Source organism: Clostridioides difficile ATCC 9689 = DSM 1296 (assembly GCF_001077535.1).
GTDB lineage: Bacteria > Bacillota > Clostridia > Peptostreptococcales > Peptostreptococcaceae > Clostridioides > Clostridioides difficile.
Map to the genome: position 1 here is coordinate 2,976,206 of NZ_CP011968.1, position 13,451 is coordinate 2,989,656.

At 28.7% G+C, this 13,451-nt stretch carries 10 protein-coding genes and 1 riboswitch; of the genes, 3 read left to right on the top strand and 7 right to left on the bottom strand.

Annotated elements, in window-relative coordinates; genetic code table 11:
- Nucleotides 1–37: 37 nt before the first annotated feature.
- The 4 genes from CDIF1296T_RS14215 to CDIF1296T_RS14230 form a co-directional block, all read right to left on the bottom strand.
- Nucleotides 38–1,228 (bottom strand): MalY/PatB family protein, encoded by a 1,191-nt coding sequence (locus CDIF1296T_RS14215; RefSeq protein ID WP_018112862.1) that lies wholly within the window; start codon nucleotides 1,226–1,228, stop codon nucleotides 38–40.
- Nucleotides 1,229–1,508: 280 nt separating this feature from the next.
- Nucleotides 1,509–2,630, bottom strand: a complete 1,122-nt coding sequence (locus tag CDIF1296T_RS14220) for a M20 peptidase aminoacylase family protein (protein WP_004455005.1) — start codon at nucleotides 2,628–2,630, stop codon at nucleotides 1,509–1,511.
- A gap of 60 nt (nucleotides 2,631–2,690) precedes the next feature.
- On the bottom strand, nucleotides 2,691–3,176 hold the full coding sequence (locus CDIF1296T_RS14225) for a YjiG family protein (protein WP_004455006.1): 486 nt from the start codon (nucleotides 3,174–3,176) through the stop codon (nucleotides 2,691–2,693).
- A gap of 1 nt (nucleotide 3,177) precedes the next feature.
- Nucleotides 3,178–3,846 carry a nucleoside recognition domain-containing protein gene (locus tag CDIF1296T_RS14230; protein ID WP_004455007.1) on the bottom strand — a complete coding sequence of 223 codons (669 nt, stop codon included), beginning with the start codon at nucleotides 3,844–3,846 and terminating at the stop codon, nucleotides 3,178–3,180.
- Nucleotides 3,847–4,235: 389 nt separating this feature from the next.
- Here CDIF1296T_RS14230 and CDIF1296T_RS14235 point away from each other — a divergent pair, with 389 nt between their 5' ends.
- A complete protein-coding gene (locus CDIF1296T_RS14235) occupies nucleotides 4,236–6,260 on the top strand; it encodes a sigma-54 interaction domain-containing protein (protein ID WP_018112863.1) in 2,025 nt (674 codons plus the stop codon).
- A 229-nt stretch (nucleotides 6,261–6,489) separates the two neighbouring features.
- Here the strand turns inward: CDIF1296T_RS14235 and CDIF1296T_RS14240 are convergent, their stop codons facing one another.
- From CDIF1296T_RS14240 to CDIF1296T_RS14250, 3 genes are all read right to left on the bottom strand, one after another.
- Nucleotides 6,490–7,677 carry a DUF3798 domain-containing protein gene (locus tag CDIF1296T_RS14240; protein WP_004455011.1) on the bottom strand — a complete coding sequence of 396 codons (1,188 nt, stop codon included), beginning with the start codon at nucleotides 7,675–7,677 and terminating at the stop codon, nucleotides 6,490–6,492.
- 201 nt (nucleotides 7,678–7,878) lie between these two features.
- A complete protein-coding gene (brnQ, locus tag CDIF1296T_RS14245; protein WP_004455013.1) occupies nucleotides 7,879–9,150 on the bottom strand; it encodes a branched-chain amino acid transport system II carrier protein in 1,272 nt (423 codons plus the stop codon).
- 140 nt (nucleotides 9,151–9,290) lie between these two features.
- Nucleotides 9,291–9,944: a pentapeptide repeat-containing protein gene (locus CDIF1296T_RS14250; protein ID WP_009897880.1), complete on the bottom strand. Its 654-nt coding sequence runs from the start codon at nucleotides 9,942–9,944 to the stop codon at nucleotides 9,291–9,293.
- Nucleotides 9,945–10,272: 328 nt separating this feature from the next.
- Nucleotides 10,273–10,374, top strand: a riboswitch (purine riboswitch).
- A gap of 72 nt (nucleotides 10,375–10,446) precedes the next feature.
- On the opposite strand from CDIF1296T_RS14250, the gene CDIF1296T_RS14255 reads away from it, so the two are divergent.
- Both CDIF1296T_RS14255 and CDIF1296T_RS14260 read left to right on the top strand, forming a co-directional pair.
- Nucleotides 10,447–11,790: an NCS2 family permease gene (locus tag CDIF1296T_RS14255; RefSeq protein WP_003421552.1), complete on the top strand. Its 1,344-nt coding sequence runs from the start codon at nucleotides 10,447–10,449 to the stop codon at nucleotides 11,788–11,790.
- Between the two features lie 177 nt (nucleotides 11,791–11,967).
- Entirely contained in the window at nucleotides 11,968–13,332 is a 1,365-nt protein-coding gene (locus tag CDIF1296T_RS14260; RefSeq protein ID WP_009897881.1) for an amidohydrolase, read from the top strand.
- Nucleotides 13,333–13,451 lie beyond the last annotated feature (119 nt).

A 13,451-nucleotide genomic window follows, 5' to 3' on the forward strand; every position in this document is an offset into this window, starting at 1 on the left:
TTTATTTTTAAACACTTTATAAATTTTTACCTATACTTTATAAATTTTCAAATATAGTCTTTAATCTGTCCATACATTCTTTTAATAAAGACTGTGGACAAGCTACATTTATTCTTTCAAATCCTATTCCTTCTTTTCCAAATATATAACCTTCATCAAATAATACATTAGCTTTTTTAAACATTAAATCCTCAAGTTCTACTTCATTTAATCCATAAGCAGTAAAATCTAACCATGCTAGATATGTTCCTTCTGGATAAACAAGTTTTACTTTTGGTAGGTTTTCTTTTAAGTATTCATCAATAAATTGTATATTATTATCTAAGTAATCATTTAATTCATTAAGCCAGTCTTCACTTTCATTATATGCTGCTATTGTAGCTACAATAGCAAAGGGATTTGGTGAAGTTGCAACTCCAACAGCTGTAACCTCTTCTTGATATTTCTTTTTTAGTTCATCATTATTCACTATTATATTAGACAACTGCATTCCTGCCAGATTAAATGTTTTACTTGGAGCTATACATGTAACTATTTTATCCTTGTACTCTGGGCATAATGACTGTAAAGGAGTATGTTTAAATCCTTTTCTAATTAAATCAGAATGTATCTCATCAGCTATTATCCATAGGTCATATTTTTTACATATTTCTACAACCTTTTTTAATTCATCTTCTCTCCAAACTCTTCCAACAGGGTTGTGAGGACTACAAAGTATCAGTACTTTATTGTTGCTACACTTAGCTTTTTCTTCTAAATCATCATAATCCATCCTATAAGTACCATTCTCATATATCAGAGGATTGTTTACAACATCCCTATTATTGCTCTTTATCTTAGCTTCAAATGGGTAATACACTGGTTTTTGGACTATTACACCTTCATTAGAATTAGTTAATATTCTTACTAAAATAGCAACAGCAGGTACAACACCAGGACTAAAAATAATATCTTTTCTATTTATTTCCCAGTTAAATCTCCTTTTATACCAATCACAAACTGCATTAAAGTATTTATCACTATCATTTGAACTATATCCAAATATTTTATGTTCAACTTTTTTACGTAATACTTCTATTATTGGTTCTGCACATTCAAAATCCATATCAGCAATCCAAAAAGGCAAACCATCTTTTTGTGCTTTTGTTGAACAATTAGTTCTAAAATCCCATTTTACACAATCTGTTCCTACTCTATCTATTACTCTGTCAAAATTATACTTACTCATTTTTTCCCTCCTAAGAATAAAATTTTTATAATTGTTAAGTCTATTACTAGATGCACTTTGGTATTATTTTACAATTCTTAATATTATAATAATATCACTTTTTTGTCCAATAGATTTAAAATATAATTACTTTCCCATCATATTTTTTCAATATTCCAAAATCAGTTTCATTATATCAAAATAAGATTGCTCATATTAATTATTTTCTAATTAACATAAGCAATCTTTTTCTATAACTTCTATAATTATAATTTTAAATGTAGAATTATTAGTTTGGATGTTATCCCAATCTCTTTTCAACCAATCTACACCATATATCTACACCATATTCTAAAGCTTTCGTATCAAATGTTACATTTGGATTATGAAATCCTGGTGTAGCATCAGCTCCTAATCCAATATATGTAGTTTTACATTTTAGTTTTTGTGTATAATAATGGAAATCTTCTCCACCAGAATTTTTAAATATACCTATAGATGCATCAGCTCCCAATACATCTTTTATAGTTTCTTCAGCCAAGTTTACAAGTTCTTCATCAAATTCTGCTGCTGGTACTCCATCTTTGGAAATTAGTACAGCTTCTGCATTTATAGAACTTACAGCAGTTTTTACAGCATGTATTGCTTTTTCTTTTAATTCTTCTATTATATCATTACTTTCTGCCCTTATATCTAAAGCCATAAATGCTTCATCTGGTATATTATTATAAGTTTCTCCCTTAACTGATATATTTGTTACTTTTATAGAATTTGGTATAGCTGGATTTACTCTTATTGCATTTATTGCATTCACTGCTAAACAGACAGCATCTACTGCATTTACTCCTAAATGTGGTTTAGAACCATGACAAGTGATACCTTTAATCGTAAATTCCATTATACAGCTAGCACAATGGTACATTGCAGGTATCGCCTTTCCCAACCTACAATCTTGTCCAGGTCTTAAATGCATCCCTACCATTTCTTCTACATCATCCAACAAACCAGAATCAATTACTCTTAATGCTCCATATAATTTTTCTTCACCTGGTTGAAAAAGTATTTTTAACTTACCTCTTTTTACTAAATTTCTCTCTTTTATTAACTTTGCAGCTGTTAAAAGCATAGAAGTATGACCATCATGACCACAAGCATGTATCATTTTCTTTTCTCCATCTATGATAAATTCCAATGCATCCATATCTGCTCTTATAGCAAATACTGGTCCTTCTTTTTTAGAATCTATAGTTACTATAATACCAGTTCCTGCAATTCCTTTATTAATATTTTCAAACCCCATTTTTTCAAGCTCTTTTAAAACAAACTCTGATGTCTTATATTCTTCAAATCCTTTTTCTGGTATAGTGTGTAGATAATCATACACTTTATGTACATACTCAATATAGTCTTTGTTAGTTTCCATAATCTAGCTCCTCCTTAAAATTTAAACTTTCCATTTATATTAAATCTTTATTATAATTACCTATACTACGAAATAATTCATTATAAGCATTGCAATACAACCATTTAAAGTTGCTATAACAAACATATGTGGATAATATTTAGTTTTTAACTCAGCTGTTCCTAAAAGTCTCCCCATAAATTGTATCTGCGCTCCTGAAAGCAATAACATTGGCAATAGAATTGCAACATGTGCTTGACTTATTTGACCTGCTGTAAATAAACCTGCGATTACTCCAGATGCTCCTCCCATTGATATAAATATTGTCATTATAGCTGTTGCTGCAACACCTGGAAGTCCAAAGATACTCATTACAGGTGTAAATATTGTCCCTATTACATCCAAAAGACCTGTTAAATTGAACACAGAAATTATAGCAAAACCGAAGATGACATTTGGAGCCATTGAATTTGTACTTATTTGGAATCCATTTCTAGCTCCTCCAATAAACGCATCTATCACATTTCCTTTTTTAACTTTTACTTCTTTTTTTGCTACCTCACTCATGTTAAGCTTCCCCCTTGTCAAATTTATTTAAATATAATCTAAGTAAGTTCGCCCCAACAAACTTCATAATTAATATTAAAGCAAGTGGTATAAATATTGGTACATCTCCTATAAATGGAAATAGTGCTGCTCCAGAAGCAAAGAAATTCGTAATTGCAGACGCACCTGAAAATTGAAATGCACAAAATACAGCTTTTTGTTTTTCATCTATATACCCATCATCTTTAAGTTCTTTAGTCATAGATGCAGCTGCATCTGTAGACTGTAAACTAGCTATCAAAGTTAGTCCTGCAAATCCAGGTAACCCTAATAATGGCTTTAATAGTGGACTAAGAAGCTTTTGAGCTGCCTTCATTCCATCTAAGTGGTCTATAACTCTAACTACTCCAAGTGCAAACATAACTGATGGTATTAATGTCAATGCATATAGCCATCCATCTCGAGGGCCAGTACCTCCATCACCTCTAAAGTTTGCAGCTAATGTACCTACACCATCATTAATTGTTCCCAATGTTCCAAAAGAACCTAATACATTGTTAAAATCCAATACTTTTAATGGTCCTGGTGCATCTTTAAATATTCCTGAAAAAAATAATGCTCCCAATATTAATGCTACATACCCATACCATTTTACCTCAACTTTTTCTGTTGTTGATTCTAATTTACTCATATAAATTCTCCCTCCTGTTTAAATGAATTTTATTAGTATACTTGTTTAATAAGCAAAACTTATGCCAATACCTTAATGATAAAGCCTTTGTATTTATTTTTTTATTGTAAATTTATTCCAGTGATTAAATAGCTTATAATTACTTACTTTTCAAGTTTAAAAATATAATATTTTTTTATTAATTATTTAAAATATACATTACAATATAAAAAGCTATTTTCCTTATCTTGCAAAAATAATTTTAAAATAGGTTTTTATAGGATAAAATCCTAAAAAAACCTATTATTTAATCAAATATATAAATTTATACTACTATTTGTTGTATAATATAACTTGCCTTATACTTTAAATACTTTAAAAATAAATACTATTTTGTTAGGAGAAATAAAATGGATAAAAAGAAGTTAATCCTTATAACATATGATAAATTGAATAGTGACCACTACAAAGAAGAATTAACAAACTTTTTTGGAGACGAAATAATCATAGAAACACAAAATATACTTGATGGAATAAAAGAAAATTTAGAGGGAGATGTAGTGCTTTCTCTATCACCTTTAACTAGTAATTTTTTAATAAAACATTTTAAGGAAGATATTGAAATTATTCATGGAACGAAAGCACTTTCAAAACTTGGATATGAAAAAATGATGAAACTACCTCCAGGTACAAAATCGTTACTTATGACAACCAATAAAACTTCAGCATTTGAGATGGCTACTTATCTATATAAAATTGTTATAAATCATATAGATTTTGTACCGACATATCCAGATTGTGATGAAATATATGATTTAGATACAGCTATAACACCAGGTCAGATTAGATTTATACCAAAATACATAAAAAATATTGTTGATTTAGGTTGGAGAAAAATCTCATTAGATACATATATGTCATTATTAGTAGTATTAAAACTAAAAAATGAGAAATTTATAGAAAAACTATACAAATTGTCCAAAGAGACACTAAGTCATGATTTCTTAAATACATCATTAGATAATATATCTAAATTAAAAACTATACTTTACATGACCATTGATGAAATAGGTGATGGTCTAATATTTTTCAACACCTTTAACAAGGTTACTTTTGTAAATAAGTCTTTACTTAATATGTTGGGACTAGATGAAAAACTTATAAAATCACCTTCCTTAATGGAATATATGCCAAATAGTTTCTTAGATAAAATTACAAAGAACTTAAATATCGATAATATGATTATATACATAGACGAAATAGATAAAAAATTCATACTTTCTAAAAAACCATTTTATCTTTATAAAAATATAGAGGGTTGCTTAATTACATTGAAAGATGTAAACAATATAGAAATATTAGAACAAAAAATAAGAAGTGATTCTGTCAAAAGAGGTTATGTAGCTAAATATAAATTTAATAATATTATTGGAAATAGTTCTATTATAAAAGATTGTATTAAAAAGGCAAAAAAAATGGCTCTTACAGATAATCCTATATTAATAACAGGTGAAACAGGAACAGGTAAAGAAGCCTTTACTCAGTCAATACACAATCATTCAAATAGAAAAAATAAACCTTTTGTAGCAATAAATTGTGCTTCATTACCAAGTGAATTACTTGAAAGTGAACTATTTGGATATGAAGATGGTTCTTTTACTGGAGCAAAAAAAGGTGGAAAAAAAGGATTATTCGAATTAGCTCACACTGGCACTATATTTTTAGATGAGATAGGAGATATGCCACATGATTTACAGGTTAAACTTTTAAGAGTCTTACAAGAAAAAGAAATTAGAAAAATTGGTGGTACAAGTATTATTCCAATTGATGTGAGAATATTAGCTGCCACAAATAAAGATTTAGAGAAATTAATTATAGAAAATAAATTTAGGATGGATTTATTTTATAGGATAAGTATGTTCACTTTAGATTTACCTCCTCTTAGAAAGAGATTAGAAGATATACCTCTTCTTTTAGAATCATTTTTAAAAGAACTTCCCTATAAAAACATAAAACTCGATAAGAGTCTTTTAGAAGCTTTAAATTCATACACTTGGATGGGGAATATTAGAGAACTGAGAAATTGTATTGAATATATGGCTTACATGGGTTCCAATTATCTTACAATAAATGATTTACCTCAAAACATATCTTCAAAATTAAATAATAATCATATGTCAAGTAATATGTCCATATTCAATGATTTAAACCAATATGACAAAAACATATGCATTTCTATCCTAAAATCATTGCACATGAAACCAATGGGGAGGACAAAGTTAATGAAATTTATGGAATATAATGTCACAGAATACGAAGTAAGAAATATGCTAGAATATTTGACACGCAATGGATACTTAATTTCTAGTAAAGGAAGAAAAGGCTCATCAATAACTGAGAAAGGCATAAAAATAATAGAAAATAATATAATTTAAACCTATAGTAATTCATCTTTACTTTATCAAAATTTATATATAATTATAATTTTTTATTTTTCTATAAATTTTTTATAAAATAATAAAACTTATTTATATTAAAAACGAAGCTATCTCAATATAGGGATAAGCTTCTTTTTAATTGTTAAAAAGATAAAAATATATTTGATTTAATAGAAAAAGAGTGCCTCATAAACTAAAAAGTTCATTTTGAGACACTTCCTTAATATTAATAAATTAATTGGCTTAAAATTACTGATTGATAATTATAAAGTACCTCTGTTAAAGGAGTAAATTCTGAACCGATTCCAAATCTTAATTCTGTAAACGCCTCTAAATAATCTGGGTCACATACATCTTCTTGTGTTAAATCTTGTTTCACCATTTCAGTAGCAAGATAAATTGCTACTGATGGTAGAAAAGCATCCATTGGCATAGGATATCCACCAAGTCTATTTGACATGCCAAAAGCCTTAGCCTTTTCACTTATCATGTCGTTTATTTTATCATAATTTTGAGCATCTTTTTCAGATATTTTTAGACCCATAACACTAGGATATGTTTGTATTGGTGATGGATTGCTTTGCTCTGCAACTATATACTTTAATTCTAAAGCCTTAGTCAATATAACTTCATCCATATACTCATTTACACCAAATACATTTATATCTTTTCCATATTTTTTAACTTGTTTTTCAATATCTTCATTTAAAAACTGTTTAACTTTGTTTTTGTCTTCTTCAGTATTTATATTTGGAGTATTAACTTGTACAAATGGCAATCCTATATTTTTGCAAGTCTCTTTAATCATTTCTAATCTTTTGGCTATATTAACATCTTTCAAATCATCTGTAGAGGCATAATGAATAAAAGCTTTTGCTCCCATTTCTTTTGAACGTTCAGCTAATACTTTTCCTCTTTCCTCTGCACTAACCCCTAGATTCACATCAACAAATTGGCTTAATTGGTTTTTATCATCTCCCATAGGGGCAGAAATAGTTATTATTTCTGGACGCTTTTCCTTTACCTTTTGTAAAGCAGGTAAAAGCCCTGCTTGGTCAGTTGAAACTACAATAGCCTGAACTTCTTTATCGTCAGCCAACTTTACTATCTTATTAATAGCACTGTCTATATTAGAAGTAAAATTCTCTGGCAATACAACATGCTTTATAGTTTGTTTAACTTTAGTTTGACCATCTTTGTCTTTATCAATTTTATTCTCTTCCTCATATTCTTTTGCCATCTCTTCCACCATATTGTATTGTACTTTATTTTCAGATAATGGTTGAGTTACCACTGCAACTTTAAAATCATCTATAATTTTCTCTTTATCTTTCTTGCCTACAAGTAAACTACAACCTGTAAGTCCAATAATTAAACATATGGATAGCATAAATGCTGTTATTTTTCTAAGCATTAATTAAAACCTCCTAAATTTGTACATTCTTATCACTATTACTAATTTTATCATACTTCAAAGAAAAATTATATTATAAAAAATTATATACATGCTATTATAATCCAATCTAAAAAGTACTATGGGTAGATTAGGTTTAGATTAAACCTACCCATAGTACTAAAAATTAATATATTATAAAATTAAATTAATTACAAATTATTATGCTACTTGTTTGTTGCTTTTTATAAAGTTACCAACTATTCCACCCAATATAGCTGGTATTACCCAGTTAAAGCCCAAACCTGCAAGTGGCAAGCTTTGTATAAATGGAACAGCTCCTGTCATTCCATTTATAGCTGATAATAAACTAATCACTAATGTAACATATGCTGCACCTTTAAAAGCATTATCATTCTTTATATGTTTACCAGCCAACTCCATAACAACTATTGCTAATAAAACAGGATATATAGTTTGTAGGATTGGAACTGATATGGCTATTATAGAATCAACACCTAAATTTGATATAAGCATACTAGCTACACATATACCTATAACCAGTTGTTTATAACTCGCCTTACTTATTCCTTCAAAATAAGTTGATATTGATGCTGTTAAACCTGTAGAAGTAGTCAGACAGGCAAGTGCCACAATTACACCTAAAATTACCTTTCCTACTTGACCATATAACAATATACTAGTTATTTCAACTAATAAAGATGCTTGAGGTATACTAGTATCATATAAAGTTGAAACTGTTGCACCTAAATAAGTAAGACCACCATATACTACTGCTAGAAATACACAGGCTACAAAACCAGCTTTAATAGTCATTCCTATTTGGTCTTTATCTGATGTATATCCTTTAGCTATTATAGACATCAACATTATAGTTGCCATAGATGCTGCACCTAGAGCGTCCATTGTTTGATAACCTTGTGATATACCTTCACCAAATAGATTTTTATCTATCATATGCTCAGGACTCATAGGTCCTGCTGGAGAAATTATACCCTTTACTATTAAAACAAATAATACTAATAATAACGCTGGAGTTAAATACTTACCTATTATGTCTATAACCTTAGAAGACCTAATAGTAAATGCTAAAGTTAACCCAAAGAAGATTATTGAAAATACAGCTTTAGCTACTGGACCATGGTCTCCAAATATAGGCATAATACCCATTTCATATGTTGTTGCGCAAGTTCTTGGTATTACAAGAAGTGCTAAACATGCTAGAGCAGCTACACTCATTACTCTTGCTAACCCTTTACCAGCTCTCCTAAGTACATCATCCATGCTTCCCTTACATCTTGCTGTTGCTATAATAACAAGCATTGCTATACCAGCATCTGCAACAACAAATCCAATAAGAGGAATTAACCAGTCTTTGCCGGATTCCATCCCTAAAAATGGAGGAAACATAAGATTTCCTGCACCAAAGAACATAGAAAATAAAGCAAAACCAACTATAAAAATATCTCTCATCTGCTTACTCACACTAAATTACCCCCTTTGAAAATATTTTGAATATTAAGATAATCTTACTTTATTTTCAGAAAAATGTCAATCTGGTAAAAATTCACACATTGTTAACGTTTTCCCAATTTGTTTTATGAATTTTTTTTTCATTTTATGATAATTCCCATCAATTTCGTTAAATCAATTGCTTGTGACACATCAAAAATTGCTCCTCTAATATCATCTATACCAATCTCAATTCCCTCAATATTATTAGTAGTAAAATCTATGCCAGAAAGTTTAGTTCCATTAAAGTTTGCTTTTTTTAAATTTGTATACTCAAATACTAGATTGTCACCTTTTACTTCTTGAAATACAGAATTTTCAAAATTTGAATCTAAGATAGAAACTATCTTAAATTTAGAGAATGAAAAGTTAGAATACTTACCTAAAACATCCTTGAACAAAACGTTTTTAAGTATACAATCATCAAATCTAACTCCTATCAATTTACTATTTTTAAATTCAACTCTGTATATACTTCCTCCATCAAAAAATGAATTTGATAAATTGCAGTTTTCAAATACCACATCAAGTAAATCAATCTTTTTTAAATTACAATTTTCAAAAGACACATTTCTAAATATACAAGATTCAAAGCTAACTCTTACAGAATCTAAATCACTTATAACTTCATTTTCTATAATTTTATTAAATATTTTTTCATCATTAAATATATCTTCAAGTATATCTTCAAGATTTTCAATAATTTCTAATTCTCCTGTAAATTTAGGTTTTTGCACTTTAATAATTTTAGTCATTTTCCCCTCCACTATAAATTATATTATTTTTGATATTATTTTTTTTAATATATTAACTTAATATACATATTTGATATATTAAAAAGTTTTTACGAAATATCCATGTATTCAGTACTTTTATAATTATATCACAAACTCATTTATAATAAACTTCCATTAATAGTATAAAACAAGTTAGAATAATTGACATTATACTCATACATATTCAATTATTGGAAAAAGTAATTTTTTTCAATAAATAACCTTAATTTTTTATAAAATCGACAAAAAAACGAATAATTTTATTATATTTATTGTAAATAATACAATATTACGATATAATACAACAGAAAAACAAATAGAAAATGTTCATATAATATTAGTAATACGGTCTAATAGTTTCTACAAACTCACCTTAAATGGGTTTTCTATGAATAGAATGTCAACTCTGAATATATGTTCTATTCTATCTATATGAATATATATTTTTTTGTTTATATCTTAAAGTTTTTTGGAGGTAAAAATGGTACCAAACACTAACAATGTACAACCAGGTGGAAATAATTCATCATTAAGCTTTTTAGACAAAATGTTTAAATTTAGCGAACGTGGCTCTAGCCTTAAAACAGAAGTAATAGGTGGAGTTACTACATTCTTAACAATGGCATACATAGTTTTCGTAAATCCAGCAATATTATCTGAAGCTGGAATGGATAAAGCCGCCCTTATAACAGTTACCATACTAGCTACAGCCATTGGTACACTTATATTTGCGATTTTAGGAAATGCACCATTTGCTCTAGCTCCTGGTATGGGATTAAATGCATTTTTCACATACTCTTTGGTTATAGGTGCAGGAATCCCATGGCAAACAGGTCTTGGGGTAGTTTTTCTATCTGGATGTGTCTTCTTTACACTCGCAGTAACAGGTCTTCGAAAGACAATTGCAGACGCAATTCCTAGAGAATTGGCAGTAGCATCTTCAGCAGGTATAGGTCTTTTCCTTGCTTTTGTTGGTTTAAAAAATATGGGTGTTATAATAGCTAATCCAGATACTATAGTTTCACTTGCAGATTTTACACCAACAGTTTTAATAGCCCTTTTTGCTCTTATCTTAATGGCAATACTAGAATATAAAAAAGTTAAAGGTGGAATATTGATAAGTATAGTAGTTGCAACAATAATATCTGTTATATTTGGATTTGTGGAGTTGCCAACAGCAATAATCTCAACACCTCCTAGTATAGCACCAGTTGCTTTTAAATTAGATATTGTAGGTGCATTGAAATTCTCATTAATTGGACCTATATTCTCTTTCATGTTTATAGACATGTTTGATTCATTAGCATTTCTTATTACTTGTTGTAAACAAATGGGTCTTGAAGATGAGAATGGTGAAATAAAAGATTTAGGAAGAATGTTATATGCAGATGTTTCTTCTACTTTAATAGGCTCATTCTTAGGAACTAGTACTGTTACAACATTTGGAGAATCTGCTTCTGGTATTGCAGCAGGTGCAAGAACAGGACTTGCTTCAATAGTAACAGCAGCATTATTCTTAGCTACACTTATATTTACACCATTACTTGGTATAGTTCCTACTTACGCTGCAGCTCCTGCACTTGTAATGGTTGGTGTATTCATGTTTGAAAGCATAAAACAGATTGATTTTGCTGATAGCAAAATAGCTGTACCTGCTTTTGTTACAGTTTTATTGATGCCTTTAACTTATAGTATAAGTATTGGTTTATGCTTTGGATTTATTTCATATATAATAATGCATGTGGTAGCTAAAGAAACTGATAAAATCAGTATTACACTTTGGATTATAGGTTTACTTGCAGTTGTAAACTTAGTTCTAAGTTAATATTTTAAATAGTTCTAGGTCAATATTTTAAATTATATAGAATAAAATCTTATTTATTTTAAATTTATAAATAGCAAAATCAATTTATGTATAAATTGATTTTGCTATTAACTTTGTATAGAAAATTTATTATCATAATACATAGATATAAAAATATATAGAAAAGAGGTTGTACTTATGTCACAATTACTTATAAAAAATGCATATCTAATTACTATGAATGCAGATAGAGAGGTATATGAAACTGGAAGTATACTTATTGAAAATAATATTATAAAAAATGTTGGTAAGTTTGATATTAATATTGTAGATAAAGACGCTGAGATATATGATGCTAAAGGAAAAATACTAATGCCAGGGTTAGTCAATACACACGTTCACTTATCCCAACAATTAGGACGTGGTCTTGCAGATGATGTTGTACTTTTAACTTGGCTTAGAGAGAGAATCTGGCCATACGAAAGTAGCTTCAACTATGAAGATTCATTGATTTCATCTACTGCATGTTGTGTTGAATTGATAAAATCTGGGGTCACTACATTTTTAGAATCTGGTGGTCAATATGTAGATGCTATGGTTGAAGCTGTTGATAAAACTGGACTTAGAGCCTGTTTAGCTAAATCAGTTATGGATACAGGAGATGGTCTTCCTGAAGCATGGCAAAAAACTACTGATGAGGAAATCAACACTCAATTAGACTTATTCCATAAGTTTAATAACACATCTAATGAGAGGATTAAAATATGGTTTGCATTAAGAACTATTTTTAATACAACTGAAGAATTACTTGTTAGAACTAAAGAATTAGCTGATAAATACAATACAGGTATACATATGCATATTGCTGAAATAGCTGATGAAATTTCATTTGTAAAGCAAAACAATGGAGTTGGAACAGTTGAATATCTTGATAAACTAGGTGTATTAGGACCAAATCTTTTAGCTGCTCACACAGTTTGGCTTACTCATAAAGAAATTGATTTATTTAGATTACATGATGTAAAAGTTTCTCATAATCCAGCTGCAGCCATGAAAGTAGTTCTAGGATTTGCATCAATTCCTGAAATGTTAGAAAAAGGAATACCTGTTTCAATTGGTACTGATGGAGCTCCTTCAAATAATAGAATGGACCTTATGAGGGACATGTATCTTACATCACTAATACATAAAGGAAGAACTTTAAACCCAACTGTCGTACCAGCTGAAGAAGTCTTAGAAATGGCTACTATAAATGGAGCAAAATGTGCTTTACTAGAAAAAGAAATTGGTAGTCTTGAAGTAGGAAAAAAAGCTGATATGATTATTCTAAATCCAGATACAATTCATTGTTTACCAATGCATAATCCAATTGGAAATATAGTTTATTCTATGACTAGTGAAAATGTAGACTCTACTATTTGTGATGGTAAATGGTTAATGAAGGAAAGAAAAGTATTAGTTGTAGATGAATCTGAATTATTAAATAAAGTTAAAAAACAAGCTTCTAAAATAAAAGATAAAGCAGAAGTTAAAATTCCATCTAAATTTAAAATTATAAAATAACATAAATTTCAATTGTTTTGTAAATATGAATATATAAATATATTTATATACATCATATATACAAAACAATTGTTTTTTTATTTTATATTCATTAGCATTGCTCATAAAATACACCATAA

What these genes read in the sequence shown, in the direction of transcription:
- CDIF1296T_RS14235 (WP_018112863.1), top strand. Translation starts at nt 4,236, where the DNA reads ATGGATAAAAAGAAGTTAATCCTTATAACATATGATAAATTGAATAGT.
- CDIF1296T_RS14260 (WP_009897881.1), top strand. Translation starts at nt 11,968, where the DNA reads ATGTCACAATTACTTATAAAAAATGCATATCTAATTACTATGAATGCA.
- CDIF1296T_RS14220 (WP_004455005.1), bottom strand. Translation starts at nt 2,630, where the DNA reads ATGGAAACTAACAAAGACTATATTGAGTATGTACATAAAGTGTATGAT.
- brnQ (WP_004455013.1), bottom strand. Translation starts at nt 9,150, where the DNA reads ATGAGAGATATTTTTATAGTTGGTTTTGCTTTATTTTCTATGTTCTTT.
- CDIF1296T_RS14240 (WP_004455011.1), bottom strand. Translation starts at nt 7,677, where the DNA reads ATGCTTAGAAAAATAACAGCATTTATGCTATCCATATGTTTAATTATT.
- CDIF1296T_RS14250 (WP_009897880.1), bottom strand. Translation starts at nt 9,944, where the DNA reads ATGACTAAAATTATTAAAGTGCAAAAACCTAAATTTACAGGAGAATTA.
- CDIF1296T_RS14215 (WP_018112862.1), bottom strand. Translation starts at nt 1,228, where the DNA reads ATGAGTAAGTATAATTTTGACAGAGTAATAGATAGAGTAGGAACAGAT.
- CDIF1296T_RS14230 (WP_004455007.1), bottom strand. Translation starts at nt 3,846, where the DNA reads ATGAGTAAATTAGAATCAACAACAGAAAAAGTTGAGGTAAAATGGTAT.
- CDIF1296T_RS14255 (WP_003421552.1), top strand. Translation starts at nt 10,447, where the DNA reads ATGGTACCAAACACTAACAATGTACAACCAGGTGGAAATAATTCATCA.
- CDIF1296T_RS14225 (WP_004455006.1), bottom strand. Translation starts at nt 3,176, where the DNA reads ATGAGTGAGGTAGCAAAAAAAGAAGTAAAAGTTAAAAAAGGAAATGTG.